Genomic DNA, 21,688 nt, shown 5'->3' with positions numbered 1-21,688 from the left:
TGCCTAATTCGTAGGCAAATGGAAATGACTGTGCAAACGCAACCCCTGCTGCGTCCCATTGATCTGGGCGGTGTTGTTCTGGATACACCGGTAATTCTGGCCCCCATGTCCGGTGTGACCGACCTGCCATTCCGGCGGTTGGTCCGCAAACTTGGTGCGGGCCTTGTTGTTTCTGAAATGATTGCCTCGTGGGCAATGGTGCGTGAGAACGACACAACCCTGCGCATGGCCGAAGTGGCCGATGCCGGAGGTCCAAACGCCGTGCAGCTTGCCGGGTGTGACCCTGACGCCATGGCGGAAGCTGCCCGGATTGCGGTGGACCGAGGTGCGGATCTGATTGATATTAACTTCGGGTGCCCGGTCAAAAAAGTGGCTGTGGGGCAAATGGCTGGTTCCGCTCTGATGCGCGACGAGGCCGCCGCCCAGCGTATGCTGCAAACAGTTGTCCGTGCCGTGCCTGTTCCCGTTACATTAAAAATGCGGATGGGCTGGGACCACGAACACCTGAACGCGCCGGTTCTGGCACGTATTGCGCAGGATGCGGGGATCCGCATGATCACGGTGCATGGCCGTACGCGCCAGCAGTTCTATAATGGTACGGCAGACTGGGCTTTTGTGCGTCATGTTAAAAATGCCGTGGATCTGCCCGTTATTGTCAACGGTGACATCCTGACTACAACCGACGCCCGTAACGCTCTGGCCCAATCGGGCGCGGATGGGGTGATGATCGGCCGTGGCTGCTACGGACGTCCGTGGTTTTTGGCACAGGTTGATCACGCCTTGCGGACAGGAGCAGAACTGCCAGACCCCACCCTGGAGCGGGAAAAAGCCATTGTGCTGGAACATTACCGCATGATGCTGGATCACTTTGGCCAGCGGCCCGGTCTGCGGCTGGCGCGCAAGCATGTGTCCTGGTATTCGGCAGGGCTTCCTGCATCTGCCGCATTCCGTGCAGCCTTTAACCGGGTGGAAACGGCGGAAGATGCTGTAAGCATGATCGCAGATTTCTATGACCAGCAGATTGCCGCAGGTGCCGAGCGGGAACCTCGTGCCTCCCGGCAGGAAACAGCACGGCAGCAAGAACAGGCTCACGCGGCGTGAGCACAAAGGCGCCAAGGGCAGAGCAGCCCGATGCGGCGCTTCTACTGGATAGTCTGCCTGTTCCCTTGCTGGAAATAGGGGCGGGCAATACGGTGCTGGCGGTCAATATGGCCGCTGAGGAATTTTTTGGCATGTCCCGCCAGCAGATCAAGGCGGGGGGCATGGCGGAAATTGCGCCACCTGACCATCCTATTTTTCTGCTGTTGGCTCATCTGCGCCAGCGTGGCGGCAGCGTGACCGAGCATGATCTGCTGTTTAGCTCGCCACGCTTCCACCATGAAGGGGTGAGCGTGCAGGGGGCGGAAGTGCTGGACCACCCGGACCATGTGCTGCTCACATTCCATCTGCCTTCTACTGCGCGGGTGCTGGACCAGCAGCAGGTTTATCGCTCGGCAGCCCGGAGTGTGTCGGGTATGGCCGCTATGCTGGCGCATGAGGTGCGTAATCCGCTTTCTGGCATCAAAGGGGCGGCCCAGTTGCTGGAGCAGGCTGTGGAAGGCGCGGACCGTGACCTTGCGACCCTGATCTGTGATGAGGTGGACCGCATAGATGCGCTGGTTGAGCGTATGGGCATGTTCGGGGAGGCACAGATGGATTACCGTGCCCTGAACATTCATAGGCTTCTGGAGCACGTCAAACTGCTGGCAAGCAATGGTTTTGCCAAGGGGCTGCGCATACTGGAGCGGTATGACCCGTCCTTACCCCACGTTTGGGGCGATAAGGACCGGCTGGTGCAGGTGCTGCTTAATCTGGTCAAAAACGCAGCAGAGGCCGTGCAGGAAGCCGGGAAGGAAGGGGACATTACCCTTATAACCAGCTACCGCCCTGGTATTCGCGTTACAGCCCCAGGTACAACCCAGTGGCGGCACCTGCCGCTGGTCGTTACCATAAGGGACACAGGACCCGGTATTTCGGAAACTGTTAAACCGCATCTGTTCGAACCTTTTGTTTCCACCAAGGTCAATGGCAGTGGGCTTGGATTGGCGCTGGTGGGGAAGGTCATGGATGACCATGGTGGGGTTATGGAGGTTGAAAGCCGTCCGGGACGGACAGAAATCAGTCTTTTCCTTCCGCTGGCGGAAGAAAGGGGCGGTCTCTCTTGACCTTGTGGACGCCTGCGTCTGATAAGCCTCTCCCTGTTGTTTTTCCTCTGGTCCAAAACGTATGACACCGCTGCCCACCATTCTTGTTGCTGATGATGACCGATCCATTCGTACCGTGCTGGGGCAGGCACTGGGGCGCGCAGGGTATCAGGTACAGGTTACGCCCTATGCCTCCACGCTTTGGCAGTGGGTGCAGGAGGGTGAGGGCGATCTGGTCATTACCGATGTGGCCATGCCCGATGGGAACGGGCTGGAACTGGTAACCCGCATTCGCCAGATCCGGCCGGACCTGCGGGTTATTGTTATGAGTGCGCAATCCACGCTGACAACGGCTGTAAAGGCCACTCAGCGTGGTGCGTTTGAGTATCTGGCCAAGCCGTTTGATCTTAAGGAACTGCTGGCTGTTGTTGCGCGGGCATTAACAACCCCCGTGCAGGAGGCGGAAAAGCCGGTCCCTCCCCAAACTCCGGAGGAGCGCCTGCCCCTGATTGGGCAGTCCGTGGTTATGCAGGGGATCTACCGCAGCATTGCCCGACTGACCACATCGGACCTGACTGTTATGATCTCGGGCGAGAGTGGGACGGGGAAGGAGCTGGTGGCGCGCGCCCTGCACGAATATGGTCGCCGCCGCAGTGGGCCGTTTATTGCGGTTAATATGGCCGCCATCCCGCGGGAGCAGATAGAGAGCGAACTGTTTGGTTATGAACGGGGGAGCAATCTGGGGCGGATGCCGGGGCGGTTTGAACAGGCTTCTGGCGGCACCCTTTTTCTGGACGAAATCGGGGATATGCCGCAGGAGGCACAGACACGCCTTTTGCGTGTTTTGCAGGAAGGAGAGTTTACCACAGTCGGTGGTTCCACCCCCCTCCATGCCGATGTGCGTATTGTAGCCGCAACGCACCGTGACCTGCGGCAGGCTATTCAGGCCGGTACATTCCGCGAAGATCTGTATTACAGGTTGAACGTGGTTCCCCTGCGCCTTCCCCCCCTGCGGGAGCGGAGGGAGGATATTCCCTTGCTGGCCCGGCATTTTCTGGCTCAGTGCCGCGAGGCAGGGGGCGGGTACCGCATGTTGGATGAGGATGCCATGGCCCGCCTGCAGGCATGGCGTTGGCCGGGAAATGTACGGGAACTGGAAAATCTTATTCGCCGCATTGTCGCTCTTTATTCGCAGGAAACCATAACAGCGGAAGTGGTGGATGCGGAACTGGCGGAACCCTTGGCAAGCGACTTTGCGCCCGATGCAAGGCAGGTCGAAGAACCATTGGTGGACTCTGTATCACGCCATATTGCCCGCTACCTTGCCGCCGGGCGGGAGGGTATGCCGTTGCATGACCTTCACGCTCGTATTATTACAGAGGTGGAACGTCCTCTGATCCAGATGACGTTAACAGAAACACGGGGTAACCAGATCAAGGCCGCCGCCATGTTGGGGTTGAACAGAAATACCTTGCGTAAAAAAATACGTGACCTTGAGATTCCTGTTGTGCGTGGCGTAGTCTAGCCACAGGCATGACAAAACCTTCTCGGCTCTCTTTTTGGCATCTGTTCTCGCGCACACGTTTGCAGTGGCTTTTGCGTGCGCTTGAACGCAGGAGCGTTGCCATAACCCTTGCTGCTCTGGCGCTATGCCTGGTGTTTGCAACCTTTGTTGTGCTCTCTGGCGGCATGTCCTTTGGGCATTATGCGCTGGTGGAGCCATTTGTACTGGTGGTCAACGGGCTGGTTCTGCTGCTGCTGCTGCTGGCCATGGGTGTGCGTGGCTGGCCCATGCTGGTCGAATACCGCAAGGGGCTGGCAGGTACCCGCCTGCACGTGCGGCTTGTAACCCTGTTTGGCATTGTGGCTGTGGCCCCCACTGTTGTGGTCGGGGTCTTTGCCACCCTGTTTTTCCATTACGGTATTCAGATCTGGTTTTCCGACCGGGTCAATACAGCCCTGAACGAAGCTTTACAGGCATCCCGCGGGTATTTGCAGGAGCATAACGCCAATATCCGTACAGATGCGTTCTCAATGTCCAATTACATCATGAGCGCACAGAATGAGCTGGCAGCCAGTGGCATGCAGTTATTGCAGGACCATGATGCTCTCTCCCAGATGCTGGATAGTCAGGCAACCATGCGCGGGCTGACAGAAGCCCTTGTGTACGACCCGATTACCAACCGTGTTGTGGCCGCTGGCGGGTTAATGAGCCGCACGGGCTATTTGCAGGAACTGCCACCCCCCGCAGCCACGCTTATGGCGCGCTCAAACGATGTAGCTATTCTGGATTCTCCAGATGAGCGCACGGTGCGTGCGGTTGTTGAGCTGTCGCAAACGCCAACGCTCATGCTGGTAATTACCCGTCTGGTTGACCCTTCCATTCTGGAGCATATGCACCGGACGGAAAAAGTGGTGGCGGATTACAAGCACCTCAACAGCAACAAGGCTAAAATCCAGCTTACATTTGTTATGATTTTTGTGCTGGTCGCTTTGCTGGTTCTGGCTGTTGCCGCATTTATCGGTTTTGCTCTGGCCAACCAGATTGCCCGCCCTCTGGGCCTGCTGAGCATGGCTGCTCGCCGGGTGAGTGAGGGCGATCTGCGTGTGCATGTGCCCGAAACCAACAGGGATGATGAGGTCGCCAGCCTGTCCCGTGCTTTTAACCGCATGACGGAAGAACTCGATAGCCAGCGTTCTGAACTGATGCTGGCGTACGGGCAGATCAATGAGCGCAGGCGTTTTACCGAGGCCGTTCTGTCTGGCGTGTCCGCTGGTGTGATCGGGTTGGATGTGGAGCAGCGGATTGAACTGCCCAACCGTGCCGCCAGCGTGCTGCTCCAGACCAATCTGGCAGATGCCATAGGCGAGCCGCTTGCAACCCGTGTGCCAGAGTTTGCTGAACTGCTGGCCGAGATTACCCAATCCCCCGAGACCGTGTTCACACGGGAAATCCAGATTGGCCTTGCCACAAGCCAGCGGACACTGCTGGTGCGGGTGGGTGCGGAGCTGCGCGGCACAGTGACCGAAGGGTATGTCATGACCTTTGATGACATTACGGCCCTCCAGCAGGCTCAGCGCAAGGCTGCATGGGCCGATGTGGCCCGCCGCATTGCGCATGAGATCAAGAATCCGCTTACCCCCATTCAGCTTGCGGCAGAGCGGCTCAAGCGGCGTTTTTTAAAGGAAATCACCTCAGACCCGGACACCTTTGCCCAATGCGCGGATACAATTGTGCGTCAGGTCGGGGATATAGGGCGCATGGTAGACGAATTTTCGGCTTTTGCCCGGATGCCACAGCCTATTATGAAGAATGAGAACCTTTCCCGTATTGCGCAGGAGGTGCTCATCCTGCAACGTAATGCCCACCATGAGATTACATATCACCTTGATCTGCCCGAACACGGACCAATGGTCCGCTGTGACCGGCGGCTTATCAGCCAGGCCTTGATCAATCTGTTGCAAAACGCGGCGGATGCGATCGCCATGGCCAACAGGCCGGATAGTGCCGCGGAACAGGCAGCCGCCACCAAAGGAGAAGTATGGGTGCGTATTGCGCAGGAAGAGGAAAACATTGCTATTGTCGTGGCCGATAATGGGGTGGGTCTTCCTGTGGACGACAGAAACCGCCTGACAGAACCGTACGTCACACACAAAGCCAAAGGAACTGGGCTGGGATTGGCTATTGTGAAAAAAATCATGGAAGATCATGGTGGGACTGTGCGTCTGGAAGACAGATCGGGAGAGAAGGGAACTGTGGCTACTCTGGTTTTGCCGGTGAAAGACGACCATGGCGCATGAAATCCTGATCGTTGATGACGAACCCGATATTCGGATGCTGATTGAAGGCATTCTGTGTGATGAAGGGTATGAGGCCCGGGTGGCCTCCAGCTCCGAGGCCGCTCTGGCGGCCTTCAGGGCCCGCAGACCATCGCTGGTCATTCTGGACGTATGGTTGCAGGGCTCGGATATGGACGGGCTGGAAATCCTGCAAACCATGAAGGCGGAGGAATCCTCCGTACCCGTGGTCATGATCTCGGGTCATGGTACGATCGAAACCGCTGTGGCGGCACTCCAGCACGGTGCTTATGACTTTATAGAAAAGCCTTTTCAGGCCGATCGTCTGCTGGTCATTGTGCGGCGTGCGCTGGAGGCATCCCGTCTGGCGCGTGAGAACGAGGAGCTCAGGCTCAGAGCCGGGCAGGATGCCGACCTGTATGGCAATAGCGCCCAGATTGTTGCCATTCGCAACCAGATTGAAAAAGTAGCGCCCACCGGCTCACGCGTGCTGATCAGCGGTGGTCCGGGGTCGGGTAAGGAAGTGGCTGCCCGGATGATTCACGCCCGCTCACGGCGGACGGATGGCCCCTTTGTAGCCCTGAACTGCGCCACGCTTGCGCCAGGCCGGTTTGAGGAGGAACTGTTCGGTCTGGAGGGTGGGGTAGATGGTGTAGGCCGCCGCACCGGCGTGCTCGAACGTGCCCATGGTGGCACCCTGCTGCTGGATGAAGTGGCGGATATGCCGCTGGAAACCCAAGGTAAGATCGTACGCGCCCTGCAGGACCAGACCTTTGAGCGTTTGGGCGGAGGTTCCCGCGTTAAGGTTGATGTGCGCGTTCTGGCAACAACCAACAGGGACTTGCAGGCCGAAATTGTGGGCGGGCGCTTCCGCGAGGATCTGTATTACCGTCTGGCCGTGGTGCCATTGCGTATGCCTGCCCTAAAGGAACGGCGGGATGATATTCCGGGGCTGGCAACGCTCTTCCTCCACCGCGCTGCGGAAATGGCGGGTCTGCCCTCGCGCGATCTCTCGCCCGATGCCGTGGCTGTTTTGCAGGCTTACGACTGGCCGGGCAATGTGCGCGAACTGCGGAACCTGATGGAACGGGTGCTGATTATGCAGCCCGGGAGTAGTCAGGATCTGATCAGGGCAGATATGCTTCCCTCCACAATAGGGGAGAATGCACCGGGGCTGCTCAAGTTCGATGCCTCGACCGATGTGATGAGCCTGCCCCTGCGAGAGGCGCGTGATCTGTTCGAGACCCAGTACCTTCAGGCGCAATTATTGCGTTTTGGTGGGAACATAAGCCGTACTGCGCTGTTTGTAGGGATGGAGCGGAGTGCTTTGCATCGCAAACTCAAGCAGCTTGGTGTAACATCAGATGAACGAAACGCTGGCTGATCAGTGAGTTGTTGCGAGCCGGATAAAGCGCTAGGTCTGGCTCCCAAGAAAAAAAGAAAATGGGATAGGGTCTCACACAGTGGAAAAAGAGAGTGCACATAATGTGCAGGATGCGTTTTTAGGCCAGATCCGTCGTTCCCGGGCGGCTGTTACCGTATTTTTGGTCAATGGTGTCAAACTTCAGGGTTTTATTACGTGGTTTGATGAACAGGTAGTGCTCCTGCGGCGTGATGACCAGACCCAGCTTATTTACAAACATGCCATAAGCACTGTTATGCCCAGCATTCCCGTAGATATTGCAGACTCCACCGGAGCGGGCGCAAAGGCGGACAAGGAACCATCTCTTGGCGACGAGTTTTACTGAGAAAAAACAGACGGTTGCAACACGCGCTGCCGTCATTCTGCCGTGGGAGCGCTCAGCCCACGGGCAGGACGTAAGGGCTGCGGAGGCCCGGCTGGAAGAGGCTGTTGGCCTGACTGCTTCCATTGGTCTGGTTATTGTTCGTAAAGCTGTTCTTCTGCTGCGTGCGCGCCGTTCGGCAACATTGCTGGGCAAGGGGCAGATCGATTCCCTTAGAATTGCCGTCAAAGCTGACAATATTGATGTTCTGGTGGTGGACACCAAGCTAACCCCGGCCCAGCAGCGTAATCTGGAAACCGAGTTTGGCTGCAAGGTTATCGACCGTACGGGCCTTATTCTGGATATTTTTGGTGCCCGTGCTGCTACGCGGGAAGGGACGTTACAAGTCGAGCTGGCTCATCTGGAGTATCAGCGTTCCAGACTGGTGCGGTTGTGGACCCACCTTGAGCGGCAGCGTGGTGGCTTTGGCTTTTTGGGTGGTCCAGGTGAAACCCAGATCGAAGCCGACCGCCGCATGATTGGTGAGCGGATTGTTCGGTTAAAAAAAGATCTGGAGCAGGTCCGTCGCACACGCGGGCTGCATCGGCAGGCCCGTAAACGTGTGCCTTTTCCCGTTGTTGCTCTTGTGGGTTATACCAATGCGGGCAAATCGACCCTGTTCAATGCCCTGACCGGCGCGACCGTTTATGCGCAGGATCAGCTCTTTGCAACGCTGGACCCTACCATGCGCGCCATTGAGCTACCCTCCGGCCGTCAGGTTATTCTGTCCGATACGGTGGGGTTTATCAGCGACCTGCCCACGGAGCTGATTGCCGCCTTCCGTGCAACGCTGGAAGAGGTGGCAGAGGCCGATATTATTCTGCATGTGCGCGATATTGCACATCCCGACAGTACGACCCAGAAAAAGGACGTGCTGGGTGTGCTGGAGAGCATGGCCAAGGATAATATGCTTGAGCAGGACTGGCCTAACCGGATGATTGAGGTCCTGAACAAGGTTGATCTGCTGGGTGGACAGGCCGCAGTGCCACAGGGCGATGAGACAGTCGCCATTTCTGCCATAACGGGCGATGGACTGGACCGTCTTTTGGCCCGGATTGACCAGCGGATTACATCGGGCATGGAAGTGGTGCGCTATGCCATGCCATTGGCCGATGGTGCGGCTCTGGCATGGCTGTACCAACATGGCGAGGTGGTGGACCGTAAGGATCAGGAAGAGGAGACGGACATTACTGTCCGCCTGCTGGCCGAGGATCGCGCCCGGTTTGAACGCCAGTTCCGGCATATTACGCCACAAATGGCCTGAAATACGGCTGATATAAACACAATAAACAGAGCCCCCTGTCCTCAGCACTAAGGGCGAAGGGGGCTCTGTTTGCGTTAACCTTCAGTCAAATTCGGTCATCAGGCTCAGGTCTGCATGGTGTGCAAACAGCCGGTCAATCTGATGGCGCGAGATGCGACCTGTAGAGAGGTCATGTGGGATCTCGTTGCGGGCAAAAAAACGGACTTCGCTGGTTTCAATACTGGTTGCAGCGGCTCCGCCAGTCAGTTCTCCCAGAAAAAACATTTTGGTAATCGAAAAAGGTTCCGGGGGTTCGTGCCCTTGCCGTGCGCGGTCCAGCACCATGGCCAGGCGGGTAATGCGCACTGTGTAGCCGGTTTCTTCCTGCACTTCCTTGGCTGCGGATTCAGAGGCGGTTAAGTTTACATCGGCCCAGCCACCGGGTACGGTCCAGCGGTTGTGGTCCAGTACCTCACGCACCATCAGTAGGCGGTTTTTGGCGTCGAACACGCCTGTGCGGACTTCCAGCTTGGGGGTCGCATAACCCGCCTGGCGGGCAAACAGGTTTTCAATCTGTGTTATGTCGGCTCCGGTACCTTTTGCCATGGTCCGGGCGGCAATGTTGCGCAGCATTTCGTAACGCTCGCGGTCAAACGGGTCTTTGGCAAAGGTCAGCCCGGTTTGGGCAATGGCCTGAACCTCTCTGGCCCAGACAAGCCATTCAGGCTCGGGCATCATGTTCCTCCTTATTTGAGATAATAAAAAACGGGAAGGCATGCGCCCTCCCGTCTTTTGTCTGCACCGGGCAGAGTTGGCTGGCCAGCTTAGTAAGCGAGTTCAGGCTCCGCAGCCGCCTGACCGTTAATGAGCAAACCATCACCATTAGCGGAGATGTTAACGGTCTCCCCATCATGGATGGTCCCTTCCAGCAACTGTCCGGCCAGCGGATTTTGCAGGCTACGCTGGATAACCCGTTTAAGGGGGCGCGCGCCATACACAGGGTCATACCCTTCATTCGCCAGCCATGTTTCAGCCAGTGTATCAAGGTGCAGGCTGATCTTGCGGTCTTCGAGCAGCTTTTGCAGACGACTGATCTGAATATCCACAATTTTGGCCATATCTGCCCGCTGCAGGCGCGAGAAGAGGATAACCTCATCCAGCCGGTTCAGGAACTCAGGGCGGAAGTGTTCGCGCACTACCTTCATGACCTGTGCCTGCACCATATCAGGTGTGTCACCATCCGGCTGGTTGGCCAGATATTCGGAGCCAAGGTTGCTGGTCAGGATGATCAGCGTATTGCGGAAGTCCACCGTGCGGCCCTGACCATCAGTCAGACGGCCATCATCAAGCACCTGTAGCAGGATGTTAAACACATCCTCATGCGCTTTTTCCACCTCATCAAACAAAATGACCTGATAGGGGCGGCGGCGCACGGCCTCGGTCAGCACTCCACCTTCTTCATACCCCACATATCCCGGAGGTGCACCAATCAGGCGGGCTACGGCGTGCTTTTCCATAAACTCGCTCATGTCGATGCGTAGCAGAGCTTTGTCATCATCAAACAGGAAGCGGGCCAGTGCCTTGGTCAGCTCGGTTTTGCCAACCCCCGTTGGGCCAAGGAACAGGAACGAACCAATCGGACGGTTGGGGTCCTGCAAACCGGCACGTGCACGCCGCACCGCATTGGCTACGGCCCGCAAGGCGGGTTCCTGCCCAACAACGGATTTGCGCAGTTCATCCTCCATCCGCAGGAGCTTGGCGCGTTCACCTTCCAGCATCCGATCCACCGGTACGCCTGTCCAGCGGGAAACAACAGAGGCAATGCCCTGATCTGTTACGGCCTCGGATACCAGATTGGCGCTTTTGGCCTCCTGCTCTTCAGTCTGCTGCGCAGCGGTAATCTGGCTTTGCAGGTTGGGAATAACACCGTACATCAGTTCAGATGCGCGTTGCAGGTCGCCTTTGCGCTGTGCCACTTCCACATCGGAGCGGGCCTGATCAAGCTGCTCCTGCAATTTTTGCACGGCATTCACGCGGTCTTTCTCCGCGTGCCATGCAGCGCTGAGTGTATTGGACTTTTCTTCCAGATCAGCCAGTTCGACTTCCACAGATTCCAGCCGGTCCTTGCTGGCTGTATCGTCTTCCTTGCGCAGGGCTTCGCGCTCAATTTTGAGCTGGATAATCCGGCGGTCCAGTTCGTCCAGTTCTTCGGGCTTGCTATCAATCTGCATCCGCAGGCGGCTGGCGGCCTCATCAATCAGATCAATGGCTTTGTCGGGCAGGAACCGGTCGGTAATATAACGGTTGGACAGGGTTGCCGCAGCCACAAGAGCGCCGTCGGTAATGCGAACGCCGTGGTGCAGTTCGTATTTTTCCTTAATCCCACGCAGGATGGAAATGGTATCCGCCACAGAAGGTTCGCCCACATAAACGGGCTGAAAACGACGGGCAAGTGCTGCGTCTTTTTCAATATACTTGCGGTATTCGTCCAGTGTGGTGGCACCAATGCAGTGTAGCGTACCGCGGGCCAGCTCCGGTTTGATCAGGTTGGAAGCGTCCATTGCGCCATCGGTCCGGCCTGCGCCAACCAGTGTGTGCATTTCATCAATGAACAGAATGACCTGACCTTCGGCGGACTCAATTTCCTTGAGTACGGCTTTCAGGCGTTCTTCAAACTCACCACGGTATTTGGCACCGGCAACCAGTGCGCCCATGTCGAGCGAGAGCAGTTTTTTGTTTTTCAGGGCTTCTGGCACATCGCCATTAACAATGCGCTGGGCCAGCCCTTCCACAATGGCGGTCTTGCCCACCCCCGGTTCACCAATCAGGACCGGGTTGTTTTTGCTACGGCGTGCCAGCACCTGAATGGCCCGGCGGATTTCCTCATCCCGGCCAATAACGGGGTCCAGTTTGCCCTGTTGGGCAACTTCGGTCACATCCCGTGCATATTTTTTAAGTGCGTCAAAATTAGCTTCAGCATTTTCGCTGGTCACAGTGCGTCCCTTGCGGATTGCGGCAATGGCTTTTTCCAGTGCCTGCGGGGAGGCCCCATTGTTTTTGAGTGCCTGACCAGCCGGGCTGTCGGTCGAGGCCAGAGCAACCAGAAGGCGGTCCTGCGCCACAAAGCTATCCCCGGCTTTTTGGGCAATCTGTTCGGCGGAATCCAGTGCCCTTACCAGATCGGGGGTGGCTGCGGGCTGGCCTGCACCACCACCTTGCACTTTGGGAAGCTTGGCCAGAGCCTGTTCATTGGCGGCCCGCACACCATCGGGGTTGCCGCCAGCTGCCCGGATCAGGGCTGATGCAGCGCCTTCCTCATCATCCAGCATGGCTTTAAGCAGATGCTCGGAAGTCAGCTGCTGGTTGAAGTCACGCAGGGCAATCGTCTGTGCAGCCTGTAAAAAACCGCGTGAACGTTCAGTAAATTTTGCAATATCCATAATATCCCTCTTGTCCCTTTATCGTAGGCGACTGAAGGAAGGCCTTGCCCCATCCCGCTTTGCGGCAATGGGTGGCAGGGTCTGCCTTGTTGACAGTTCTAAGATTGGAAGCAGGGACCGGACAATCAAGAGGGATGTGTGCATAAGCTGCACACTGGCGGAATGCCGGATATGAAAAAAGGCGAAACCCTGAAAAAAGGGTTCCGCCTTTTTGTTCCGCACCGCTAAGGGAGGCGGAATAAAAATCAGGCCGCGTTCAACTGGGCTTCAGCAAACTCATAGTTTGCCAGTTTGTCCAGGAAGTTGGTGATGTAGTCGGGGCGACGGTTGCGGAAGTCCAGATAGTAGGAGTGTTCCCAAACGTCGGCTGTCAGCAGTGCCGTGCCCTGACCTTCGGCCAGCGGGTTGGTGCCATTGGGGGTTTTGGTAATGGCCAGCTTGCCATCCTTGCCCAGAACCAGCCAGGCCCAGCCGGACCCGAACTGGGAGACAGCAGCCTTGCGGAATTCTTCCTTGAAGGTGTCCACGCTACCAAAGTCAGCAGCAATCTTGGCACCCAGCTTTTCGGGCATTGCACCACCGGAGGTGGACAGGCTGTTCCAGAAGAAGGAGTGGTTCCAATGCTGACCAGCATTGTTAAACAGGCCGGTCAGGTCGGCTTTGCCGTGGGCTGCAAGAATAATCTCTTCGAGGGACTTGCCAGCCAGTTCGGGCTTGCCTTCCAGCAGCGTGTTCAGGGTGTTCACATAGGCCTGGTGGTGCTTGCCGTGGTGGAACTCCAGGGTTTCCTGGCACATGCCACGGGCAGCCAGAGCGTTAGGTGCGTAGGGGAGGGTTGGCAGTTCAAAAGCCATAACATAACTCCGTCGTATAAAGCAGGGCGTGTGTATAACGCGCCTGTCCCAGAGCTATGGGCGTGCCAAATGGCACAGAGACCGGGTGTTAAAGCCCGGCATCTCTTTCCCCTGGCTCACGGAAACTTGCCCTGCTGGTGGGGGTGGGGTGGCGCGGCAGTCCGTAAGGAAAGCTATATGTGCATTACGCATGAAAGTGCGGAAATTTGCAACATGCCACCACGCCTGAACAATAGGATACAGCCATGAAAGACCATTCCTTACAAGGTGATATGCAAGCGTTGGCGCGGCTGGCTGCGGCTGATCCGGACAGGGTGCTTTGTGCACGTTTTTTGCCAGCATTCGCACAGCAGGGTGCACTGGTGCTGCTGGTCTTCCATAATGAACTGATTCGCGCCCTGCTGCCCGCACGTTCGGCAGCGGTTGCCGGGCCAATGGCCGGGCTGATCCGCCTGCAATGGTGGCGTGATGTGCTGGAGCGGACCCGCCCGCCGGAACATGTTCTGGCTCCCTATGTGCTGGATATGGTGGAACGCGGGCAGGTTGGGCAGGCAACATTGCTCCGCCTTGTACACTCGTGCGAGGTGGAACTGGCAGGCGGGCGCGACCTGTTGGCATGGCAGGGTATGATGCAAGATGGTGCCGGGGCCCTGCAACGCGCCACGGGCGAACTGCTGGGGGTGGAGGATACATCTGCCCTGCAACAACTGGAACTGTGCGGCATGGCGTATGGAGCGGGGGCCATGCTCCGCCACTGGCCAGCGCTCCAGCAGTCAGGGCGGTTCATATGCCCCGAGGGTGCAGCGACACTGAGGCAGCAGGGGCAGGTCTGGCTGGAGGCTGCGGGCTGGTCCCAGCTTTCCTCTCCGTTGCGTCTGCTGGGGTTGCCTGCCGTACTGGCCAGGCGTGATCTGGCGCGCAAGGCCAGTCAGGCGGAGCAGCCCAGAGGACTGGGGGACAGGGCCGCCGTCGCATGGCAGGGCCTTAAAGCCCTGCGTGCTTTTGATCGGTCCTAAGCAAATTATGGGTCGTTGGCGACAATGTTTTCCATAACGCCGATCAGGGCCGAGTAATCGGCATCCGCGGCGGCACGGCGGGTCAGGGAAAGCTGCTGCGTGACTGACGCCATGGTCGGTGCGGGTACAGCCAGACGTGTACAGGCATCCATGAGCAGGCGCATGTCTTTTTGCATCAGCCGGGTGGGGAACTGGGGCGAAAAGTCACCCGCCTTGGCCATTTTGATCTTGCGTTTGTGATGGGGGGAGATCACAGCCATTTCATCCAGCGCATCAAACAGCATGGAGCGGTCAAGACCTGCTGCCAGCCCGTAGGCAATACCCTCGGCCACAGCGGCCAGCCCGGCTCCCATAATGCCGTTAATAACCAGTTTAAGCCGCGCGCCACTGCCAGATGGGCCAGCATGGATGGTCAGGCGGCCAATGGCGTCAAACACGGGTTTGGCACGGGTCATTTCCTCATCGCTGCCGCCTGCGAGGACAACCAGATTGGCACTTTCCGCTTCGGGTGTGCTGCCGGAAACCGGGCAATCCACCACACTTACCTTCTGTTTTTGTCCCGCATCCAGCAGGTTCTGTGCGGCTTCGGGCGATACGGAACTGGTGTTCAGCAACAACCCTCCCTCTGGCATACCGGCAAGGGCACCTTGTGGTCCGTACATGCTGGCGGCCAGAGCCTCATCATCGGGTACGCACACAAGCACAATATCGGCTGTTTTGGCGACATCCGCAGGGCTTGGCAAAAACGCTATGGTTTCATCCCCACCTTTGCCCGAAGGCGTGTAGGCAATGGCGGTAAACCCTGCTTTTTTCAGATGAATGGCCATACGGCTAGCCATGGCACCAAAACCGATAAAGCCAATTGTCTGTGCTGTGGTCATAATCTTGGAGACTCCTGCCTGTTTTGCTTACTATGGACATAACGCACAAAGTCTTCCCAAGGTTAAGGTCCATGGTTTGGGCGCGCTAAGGGGTGATCCTCTTTTGCCAACATATTTGATTTAAAGGGCAGACATATGGCTCCACCCGTTGCCGGTCGTACGCGGCGTAAAAATTTATCCCCGCTGGCGCGGCAGGTTCTGCTTTATGCCCTGTTTCTGCTGCCCGCCGTATTTGATCTGGTGGAAGCATGGATGGGCTGGCTGGGACCAAGGCCCTACCGTGAGTGTTTGCATGATTTTGGGCGGTATGCGTTCCGGTTTTTGCTCATTTCTCTCATGGTCACGCCTCTACGGCGGTTTGCCGGGATTAACCTTATTGTCTATCGCCGCCCGCTGGGGCTGCTGGCATTTACATATGCGGCCCTGCACATCACGCTCTACCTGACATGGGCGCGTAGTTTTGACCCGGCCTTGATCTGGAAGGATTTTACAACCCGTCCGTTCCTGACCTTTGGCCTGCTGGCGTTTGTTATTCTTTGTGTTCTGGCGGCAACATCCACCCGCAAGTCCATCATGCGTCTGGGCAGGCGGTGGGCACCGCTGCATAAAACCGTTTATCTGGCCATGGTGCTGGCCTGCATTCACTATAGCATTGCCTTTAAGGTCTGGCATGTAGAGCCGTTTATTTATGCCGGTATAGCCGCTGTGGTGCTGGCAGTACGCTTTGTTCCCAAAGCCCAAAAAACCCGCCCGACCTCCCAATAAATCGGGGGGGCGGGCTGGAATGGTGTTCAGGCCAGCAGGTTGGGGTGGCCAAGGGCAGCCAGCAGTTTTGCAGCCCGGGCATCGGCATGGATAATGCGGACGGTTTTGCCTCGCCCCTCCAGCCGTGTGGCCGTTTTTTCCAGCGTGTCAGCCGCACTTATGTCCCACAGGTGGGCGTCAGCCAGATCAATGATCACCTGTGTGGCTGTGCCCTGAAAATCCACGGCATCCGTTAGAATACTGGTGGATGCAAAAAAGAGCTGACCATGCACAACATAGGTCCGGGTTATGCCATCTGGCGTATCCTGCACGTTGACCTGCACCAGCTTCATGACCTGAAACGAGAAGAACAGCCCGTTCAGTAGCACCCCGCAGGCAACCCCGGCGGCCAGATCATGCGTAAGAACCACAACGGCAACCGTTGCCAGCATAACTGTGGAAGCCAGCTTGGGGTGGCGCACAACATCGCGCAGTGAAGACCATGAAAACGTGCTGATCGAGACCATAATCATAATGGCGACAAGTGCTGCGACCGGCACCTGCGCCACAAAGCGGTGCATGGCAACCAGCAGCAGCAGCAAAAAGGCGCCTGCCGTAAAGGTGGACAGGCGGCCACGGCCGCCATACCGCAGGTTGCCAACGGTCTGTCCGATCATGCCGCAGCCTGCCATTCCCCCGAACAGACCAACAAAAATGTTGGAAATACCAAGCCCGGTGCACTCCATGCGTTTGTTGGAGTGGGTGTCTGTGAGTTCATCCACCACGGCAGCGGTCATCAGCGATTCCAGCAGGCCCACCATGGCCATGGCAAAAGCATAAGGCAGCACAATCTGGAATGTGGCCCATGTCAGGGGCACGTGGGGCAGGGTCAGGTAAGGCAGGCCGGTGGGCAGCGCCCCAAGGTCAGCCACAACATGCACAGGCATGGGAAAAGCAAAGCTGATCCCGGTCAAAACCAGAATGCAGATAAGGGGGGAGGGAATGGCCGTGCTCAGCCGCGGCATAAGGTAAACAATGGCCAGCCCCAGTGCGATCAGGGCGTAGGTATGCCACGTAACATGCAGCATCTGGGGAATCTGGGCGGAAAAAATAAGAATGGCCAGCGCGTTAACAAACCCGGTTTCCACTTCGCGGGAGACAAAGCGCATCATGCTTTGCAGCCGCAAAAGACCGAACAGAACCTGAAAAGCCCCCGCCAGCAGAGTTGCCAGCAGCAGATATTGCAGGCCATGCCCATGCACCAGATCGGCTGCCACCAGCGCAACCGAACCCGCTGCACCCGAGATCATGCCCGGTCTGCCACCAGTAATGGCAATGGCAATGCTGATGACGAACGAGGCAAAAAGCCCAACTTCGGGGGCAACGCCCGCAGCGTATGAAAAAGCAATGACTTCGGGAATAAGGGCAAAGGTGCCGACCATGCCGGCCAGAACGTTACGGACGGGCTGTTCCGTCCATTCACGCATATACTGCTGAACACTCACGAGGCAGAAGATATCCTGTTCACTGGGTTGGTGGTGTGGTGCCAGCAGGCATAAACCGGACTTTTTATGTGCGGAAAGGTTTTTCTTTTCGCTGCATGGGTTGCGCATTACACGCTGGAGCGGAATGGTGGTGCGTCCCTGTTGTGTTTGCAGGTAGGAATATGGTCACTCTTGCTGCTTCTTCCCCCTTCATATGGATACTGGCCGGAGAGGCGAGTGGCGATGTGCTGGGCGCACGCCTGATTCATGCGTTGCGTGCCCGCAACCCCAATATCCGCTTTGCGGGTGTGGGCGGCCCGCGCATGGCGGCGGAGGGGCTGGAGAGCCTTTTTCCCATGCGGGATCTGGCGGTTATGGGGCTGGTGGAAATTCTGCCCCGTGTGCGCCAGCTTTCTCGCAGGCTTGACCAGGCTGTGGCAGATATTGCCGCGCAGCGGCCAGATATGGTCATTACCATAGATAGCCCCGGTTTTGCCCTGCGCCTGCTGCGGCGCATTGAAGCTATGGGCATTTTGCGTGTGCATTACGTGGCGCCGCAGGTGTGGGCATGGCGGCAGAAAAGGGTACGCAAATTCCCCGGTCTGTGGGACGAACTGCTGTGCCTGTTGCCGTTTGAGAAGGAATTTTTTGGGCGGCATGGGTTAAAAACGCGGTTTGTGGGGCATCCGGTTCTGCAATCCGGTGCGTGCGATGGGGATGCTGCGCGCTTTAGGGCGCGTTATAGTGTGGCGGAAAACGCGCATGTGCTGGTGCTTATGCCCGGTAGCCGCCGCTCGGAGGTGCCAAGGTTGCTGCCGGTGTTCGGGCAGATGCTGGCCCTGCTCAAGGCCCGGATGCCCGATGTGGTGCCGGTTGTGCCGGTCTCTCCCGTGGTGGCGGCTACGGTGGAGCAGGCGGTGCGGAACTGGCCGGTCCGCCCCATAGTGGTAACGGACATACACGACAAGCACGATGCCTTTGCCGCTGCGGGGGCCGCCTTAACCAAGTCGGGGACATCCACGCTGGAACTGGCTCTGGCTGGTGTGCCCATGGCCGTAACCTACCGTGTTAACCCGCTAACGGCCTTTATGGCGCGCAGGCTTATCCGCGTGCCATACGTGGCTATGGTTAATCTGCTGGCCGGGCGGCAGGTTGTGCCAGAACTGCTCCAGCAGGACTGTGCACCAGAGGTGCTGGCGCGGGCAGTACAGACCCTGTTTGAAAATCCGGCTGTGGCACAGGCCCAGAAGGATGCCTTTGCGACCGTGCTGCACGGGTTGGAAGGTCCGGGGGGCGCGCTGCCAGCCGATGCCGCCGCAGGTGCCGTGTTGGACCTGCTGGCAAGCCGGGGCCTGTAAGGCGGGAGAACCCGCCCTTAACCGTGTGTGTGGTAGAGCTGTGCCGGATCAATTTCAGGTTTCATCAGCTCCACCAACCCGGTGGGGGTGAAGGCGCGGTAAAAGCAGCTCCGGCGGCCTGTGTGGCAGGCAACGCCAATCTGGTTGACCAGCAGCAGAACGGCATCAGCATCACAATCCAGCCGTGCTTCTTTCAGATGCTGGATCTGGCCGGATGTTTCCCCTTTGCGCCAGAGCTTCTGGCGGCTGCGCGAGTAGTAACAAACACGACCGGTCTGCAACGTCTCACGCAGGGCATCGGCGTTCATCCATGCGATCATCAGCACTTCGCCGGTATCGTGCTGCTGGGCAATGGCGGCAATCAGGCCGGAGGCATCGTATTTGATCGCGCTCAGCATGGCATCGAGCATCGGGGCGTCGGGTGGGGTGTAGGTCATGGTTTGTCCGGTGTGGTGGCAGAAGGGTCAGCAGGGGTGCTCAGGGCAGGTAGCAGCCACGCGGGTGGGCGGGCAACCACGTTATGGCCAAGGCAGCTTAAGGGCTTGTCCACCGCATCGACCTTAAGCAGCGCCAGACCGATATGATCGCGGGAGGAGCGCAGGGTACCGACCTCCAGCTCATTGTGCATAAGGGGCGTGCCGGGGGCGGGGAGTGGCGCTGTGCTGGCAATGGGGACAAGGCGGCGTTTGAGCAGCGTGCGGTAGTGCATACGGGCCGTAACCTCCTGCCCCATGTAGCATCCTTTTTGCCATGCAATGCCACCGAGCAGATCCATATTGGCTTCGGCGGCCAGCGTTCGGCCCTGTTCGCAGTCCTGCACACCATCGGGCAGGCCAAGGGCAAGTCTGTGCAGGTCGTAGTCCAGTTGCGTTGCGGTTTGCTCTATGGTGGCCGGTGGGTCAATCAGCCGCCAGCCTGCTGCCGGGAGTCTGGGGTCTGCAACGCTTATGGCATTTTCGAGCAGTGCTGCGTCTGGCGGGTTGCCCCATGCGGCATAAACCGGGAGTGCTGTTGGCTCCATCTGCACGTCCGAACGTAGGCGGAAGCGGAGCAGCAGGGTGCAGAGCGCTTCCGCCTGTGCGGTTGCGCAGTCCAGAAGCAGGCACGTGTCATCCGGGTCGGAGATTACAAAAAAATCAGCCTGCCAGCGGCCTTGTGGGGTCAGGCACGCAGCCCATGTGGCTTGGCCGGGGTGCAGGGCGGCAATATCCGCCGTGACCAGCCCTTGCAGAAAGCGGACACGGTCGGCACCGGAGAGTTTGATCAGCGTGCGGCCTTCAAGCCGGGTTATATGGGCGGGGGTGGGTATTGGCATGGTCGATCTTTCCTACAGTCAGGGCTGGCAGCCAGAGCAGGTCAAAGGTGCCAAAACTCTAGACCGGGGCCTGCACCCGGGCCAGAGGGTGTATGGTCAGGGCTGGGTTTCGCGCAGGAGCGCCAGTGCAGCGGTTGCCACGCGTTCAATGCTTAACCCGGCTATGGGGGCGTGTCCTTCTGGTCCGGGGGCCTCCACCCAACGCGCCAATGGCCCACTGGGTGCATATTCCGATGCGCGGGAAGGGCCAAAAAGCCCCAGTGTTGGGGTGCCCGCCGCAGCGGCCAGATGCATCAGCCCCGAATCATTGCCCACATAAAGCGCACAACGGGCCAGCATGGCTGCGGTTTCGGTCAGGGCAAAGCGCCCTCCCGCATCTATGGCATGGGGGAGGGCATTCAGCACGGGGCGGGCCAGTTCCGCCTCCTGCGGGCCGGGGCCATAAAAAATGGCAGGGCGCGCATGGGGGTAGGCTGCGGCCAGTTGCTGCCAGAGCGGCTGGTAACGCGCGGTTGGCCAGATTTTTCCGTTCCAGTTGGCGGTGGGGCCAAGGGCAATAACCGGGGCGCCGGGCGTGCTGGGGGGGAGGACATCTGCGGCGATTTTCTGGTCAGCAGCATTGAACCAGACTGTGGGCAGTGGCGCTGGGGAGAGGCCCATAACGGCCCCCAGATGGTCAACCCGCCGGCCGGGCCTGCGACCACCACGCATGATCAGCCGCCGCCCGGAGCGCAAAAAAAAGCTGACCCCGGAACCACGGAGGTCCACGGTCATATCCCACCGTGTGCGGGCGCAGTCTTTCCACAGGTCCAGCCAATGCAAGTCATAGCGGCGTTTTTGCATGACCACGACCCGGTCGAGTCCGGGCATATGCTGGAACAGCCCGGCAGCCACCGGCCCGCAGGCAACGGTTATGCAGGCATGGGGATATTGCTGCAAAAGCGTGTTGAGAATACCGGTGGAAAGAACCGCATCCCCCAGACGTGTGGCCGTAATAAAAAGAATGCGCATGTTATGGGGCTATACTGGCTCTTCACGCCTTTTCCAAGCATGGGAGATATGGACATTTGCGTAGCCTGTGCCAGAAGATGAGCCGTTCAATGGCAACGCAGTCCGCTCCTGTTGGGGCTGACTTGCAGGTTTTGGTCCACTGTTTGAACAATACAAGGTGTTTGGGCAATGTTGCACAAAGGGTTTTTGCTGGCCTGCGTTACCGGGCTGGCGGCTATGGTGGTAAGTGTTCCCGCCCATGCGGCGGAGCGGGGCTGGGTGCCCTCAACCTGCGGTGCGGAGCCTGATGCTCCCGCGGTTGATGCCTCCAGCGTGGAAAAATATAATGCCAGCGTGGATAAGGTCAGTGCTTACGAAAAAGCCGCCAGAACCTACAATGCCTGTGTGTCCAAAACTGCGGTGAAGGAAGAAACCGCAATCAGTAACGAAGCACGGGATAAAATTGCGCATATTCACGAGGGCAGTTCTGCCGTGCAGCAGCGCATAAGCGCCAACTTTACCCAGTTGACCTCAGCGCTCAAGGCTGGGGGAGCCAAGCTGCAAAAAGCTGCCCATTAAGGTGCTTTTTGGCTTTTGG

At 58.2% G+C, this 21,688-nt stretch carries 19 protein-coding genes; 11 read left to right on the top strand and 8 right to left on the bottom strand.

Annotated elements, in window-relative coordinates:
• Positions 1-30 precede the first annotated feature (30 nt).
• The 7 genes from dusB to hflX all read left to right on the top strand — a co-directional run bounded on the left by dusB (position 31) and on the right by hflX (position 9,029).
• Positions 31-1,101, top strand: a complete 1,071-nt coding sequence (gene dusB / locus Absy_RS00860) for a tRNA dihydrouridine synthase DusB (RefSeq protein ID WP_095351330.1) — start codon at positions 31-33, stop codon at positions 1,099-1,101.
• Positions 1,098-2,204 (top strand): two-component system sensor histidine kinase NtrB, encoded by a 1,107-nt coding sequence (locus Absy_RS00855; protein ID WP_048852827.1) that lies wholly within the window; start codon positions 1,098-1,100, stop codon positions 2,202-2,204. Before dusB ends, Absy_RS00855 begins: the two co-directional genes overlap by 4 nt.
• A gap of 61 nt (positions 2,205-2,265) precedes the next feature.
• Positions 2,266-3,708 (top strand): nitrogen regulation protein NR(I), encoded by a 1,443-nt coding sequence (gene ntrC, locus Absy_RS00850; protein WP_048852826.1) that lies wholly within the window; start codon positions 2,266-2,268, stop codon positions 3,706-3,708.
• An 8-nt stretch (positions 3,709-3,716) separates the two neighbouring features.
• Complete coding sequence (locus Absy_RS00845; protein ID WP_048852825.1) at positions 3,717-5,984, top strand: sensor histidine kinase NtrY-like; 2,268 nt, start codon at positions 3,717-3,719, stop codon at positions 5,982-5,984.
• Positions 5,974-7,365: a nitrogen assimilation response regulator NtrX gene (ntrX, locus tag Absy_RS00840; protein ID WP_048852824.1), complete on the top strand. Its 1,392-nt coding sequence runs from the start codon at positions 5,974-5,976 to the stop codon at positions 7,363-7,365. Before Absy_RS00845 ends, ntrX begins: the two co-directional genes overlap by 11 nt.
• A gap of 79 nt (positions 7,366-7,444) precedes the next feature.
• Entirely contained in the window at positions 7,445-7,729 is a 285-nt protein-coding gene (hfq, locus tag Absy_RS00835) for an RNA chaperone Hfq (protein ID WP_048852823.1), read from the top strand.
• Positions 7,710-9,029 (top strand): GTPase HflX, encoded by a 1,320-nt coding sequence (hflX, locus tag Absy_RS00830; protein ID WP_048852822.1) that lies wholly within the window; start codon positions 7,710-7,712, stop codon positions 9,027-9,029. The genes hfq and hflX overlap by 20 nt, the downstream gene beginning before the upstream one ends.
• Before the next feature lie 81 nt (positions 9,030-9,110).
• On the opposite strand, the gene Absy_RS00825 is transcribed toward hflX, so the two are convergent.
• The 3 genes from Absy_RS00825 to Absy_RS00815 form a co-directional block, all read right to left on the bottom strand.
• Positions 9,111-9,743 (bottom strand): NUDIX hydrolase, encoded by a 633-nt coding sequence (locus Absy_RS00825; protein ID WP_048852868.1) that lies wholly within the window; start codon positions 9,741-9,743, stop codon positions 9,111-9,113.
• An 89-nt stretch (positions 9,744-9,832) separates the two neighbouring features.
• A complete protein-coding gene (gene clpB / locus Absy_RS00820; RefSeq protein ID WP_048852821.1) occupies positions 9,833-12,448 on the bottom strand; it encodes an ATP-dependent chaperone ClpB in 2,616 nt (871 codons plus the stop codon).
• A 245-nt stretch (positions 12,449-12,693) separates the two neighbouring features.
• Positions 12,694-13,302: a superoxide dismutase gene (locus Absy_RS00815; RefSeq protein WP_048852820.1), complete on the bottom strand. Its 609-nt coding sequence runs from the start codon at positions 13,300-13,302 to the stop codon at positions 12,694-12,696.
• A gap of 245 nt (positions 13,303-13,547) precedes the next feature.
• On the opposite strand from Absy_RS00815, the gene Absy_RS00810 reads away from it, so the two are divergent.
• Positions 13,548-14,318 (top strand): squalene/phytoene synthase family protein, encoded by a 771-nt coding sequence (locus Absy_RS00810; protein ID WP_048852819.1) that lies wholly within the window; start codon positions 13,548-13,550, stop codon positions 14,316-14,318.
• 5 nt (positions 14,319-14,323) lie between these two features.
• Here the strand turns inward: Absy_RS00810 and Absy_RS00805 are convergent, their stop codons facing one another.
• Entirely contained in the window at positions 14,324-15,199 is an 876-nt protein-coding gene (locus Absy_RS00805) for an NAD(P)-dependent oxidoreductase (RefSeq protein WP_048852818.1), read from the bottom strand.
• Between the two features lie 135 nt (positions 15,200-15,334).
• Between Absy_RS00805 and Absy_RS00800 the strand changes: the two genes are divergently transcribed.
• The gene (locus Absy_RS00800; protein WP_048852817.1) at positions 15,335-15,964 is read left to right on the top strand and encodes a protein-methionine-sulfoxide reductase heme-binding subunit MsrQ; all 630 of its coding nucleotides are present in this window, start codon (positions 15,335-15,337) and stop codon (positions 15,962-15,964) included.
• A 26-nt stretch (positions 15,965-15,990) separates the two neighbouring features.
• Here the strand turns inward: Absy_RS00800 and Absy_RS00795 are convergent, their stop codons facing one another.
• A complete protein-coding gene (locus Absy_RS00795; protein ID WP_048852867.1) occupies positions 15,991-17,430 on the bottom strand; it encodes a SulP family inorganic anion transporter in 1,440 nt (479 codons plus the stop codon).
• 179 nt (positions 17,431-17,609) lie between these two features.
• Here Absy_RS00795 and lpxB point away from each other — a divergent pair, with 179 nt between their 5' ends.
• The gene (gene lpxB, locus Absy_RS00790) at positions 17,610-18,785 is read left to right on the top strand and encodes a lipid-A-disaccharide synthase (RefSeq protein WP_048852816.1); all 1,176 of its coding nucleotides are present in this window, start codon (positions 17,610-17,612) and stop codon (positions 18,783-18,785) included.
• Between the two features lie 17 nt (positions 18,786-18,802).
• Here lpxB and hisI read toward each other — a convergent pair whose 3' ends face one another.
• The 3 genes from hisI to Absy_RS00775 all read right to left on the bottom strand — a co-directional run bounded on the left by hisI (position 18,803) and on the right by Absy_RS00775 (position 21,111).
• Positions 18,803-19,222, bottom strand: coding sequence for a phosphoribosyl-AMP cyclohydrolase (gene hisI, locus Absy_RS00785; RefSeq protein WP_048852815.1), 420 nt, complete (start codon positions 19,220-19,222; stop codon positions 18,803-18,805).
• Positions 19,219-20,094, bottom strand: coding sequence for a CAF17-like 4Fe-4S cluster assembly/insertion protein YgfZ (ygfZ, locus tag Absy_RS00780; RefSeq protein ID WP_084596770.1), 876 nt, complete (start codon positions 20,092-20,094; stop codon positions 19,219-19,221). The genes hisI and ygfZ overlap by 4 nt, the downstream gene beginning before the upstream one ends.
• 102 nt (positions 20,095-20,196) lie before the next feature.
• Positions 20,197-21,111: a glycosyltransferase family 9 protein gene (locus tag Absy_RS00775; RefSeq protein WP_048852813.1), complete on the bottom strand. Its 915-nt coding sequence runs from the start codon at positions 21,109-21,111 to the stop codon at positions 20,197-20,199.
• A gap of 168 nt (positions 21,112-21,279) precedes the next feature.
• On the opposite strand from Absy_RS00775, the gene Absy_RS00770 reads away from it, so the two are divergent.
• The gene (locus Absy_RS00770; RefSeq protein ID WP_048852812.1) at positions 21,280-21,669 is read left to right on the top strand and encodes a hypothetical protein; all 390 of its coding nucleotides are present in this window, start codon (positions 21,280-21,282) and stop codon (positions 21,667-21,669) included.
• Positions 21,670-21,688: the final 19 nt, after the last annotated feature.

It is taken from the genome of Acetobacter syzygii (assembly GCF_000964225.1).
Taxonomy (GTDB): Bacteria; Pseudomonadota; Alphaproteobacteria; order Acetobacterales; family Acetobacteraceae; genus Acetobacter; species Acetobacter syzygii.
The sequence above is the reverse complement of the archived record's forward strand: the minus strand, read 5'-3'. Positions and strand labels throughout refer to the sequence as shown.

Excerpts from the sequence above, each read along its gene's own strand:
- ntrX (WP_048852824.1), top strand. The coding sequence starts at position 5,974 with ATGGCGCATGAAATCCTGATCGTTGATGACGAACCCGATATTCGGATG.
- Absy_RS00775 (WP_048852813.1), bottom strand. The coding sequence starts at position 21,111 with ATGCGCATTCTTTTTATTACGGCCACACGTCTGGGGGATGCGGTTCTT.
- Absy_RS00800 (WP_048852817.1), top strand. The coding sequence starts at position 15,335 with ATGGCTCCACCCGTTGCCGGTCGTACGCGGCGTAAAAATTTATCCCCG.
- Absy_RS00795 (WP_048852867.1), bottom strand. The coding sequence starts at position 17,430 with ATGCGTGAATGGACGGAACAGCCCGTCCGTAACGTTCTGGCCGGCATG.
- Absy_RS00770 (WP_048852812.1), top strand. The coding sequence starts at position 21,280 with ATGTTGCACAAAGGGTTTTTGCTGGCCTGCGTTACCGGGCTGGCGGCT.
- Absy_RS00805 (WP_048852818.1), bottom strand. The coding sequence starts at position 15,199 with ATGACCACAGCACAGACAATTGGCTTTATCGGTTTTGGTGCCATGGCT.
- ntrC (WP_048852826.1), top strand. The coding sequence starts at position 2,266 with ATGACACCGCTGCCCACCATTCTTGTTGCTGATGATGACCGATCCATT.
- lpxB (WP_048852816.1), top strand. The coding sequence starts at position 17,610 with ATGGTCACTCTTGCTGCTTCTTCCCCCTTCATATGGATACTGGCCGGA.
- Absy_RS00815 (WP_048852820.1), bottom strand. The coding sequence starts at position 13,302 with ATGGCTTTTGAACTGCCAACCCTCCCCTACGCACCTAACGCTCTGGCT.
- clpB (WP_048852821.1), bottom strand. The coding sequence starts at position 12,448 with ATGGATATTGCAAAATTTACTGAACGTTCACGCGGTTTTTTACAGGCT.
- Absy_RS00825 (WP_048852868.1), bottom strand. The coding sequence starts at position 9,743 with ATGCCCGAGCCTGAATGGCTTGTCTGGGCCAGAGAGGTTCAGGCCATT.
- hisI (WP_048852815.1), bottom strand. The coding sequence starts at position 19,222 with ATGACCTACACCCCACCCGACGCCCCGATGCTCGATGCCATGCTGAGC.
- Absy_RS00810 (WP_048852819.1), top strand. The coding sequence starts at position 13,548 with ATGAAAGACCATTCCTTACAAGGTGATATGCAAGCGTTGGCGCGGCTG.
- Absy_RS00845 (WP_048852825.1), top strand. The coding sequence starts at position 3,717 with ATGACAAAACCTTCTCGGCTCTCTTTTTGGCATCTGTTCTCGCGCACA.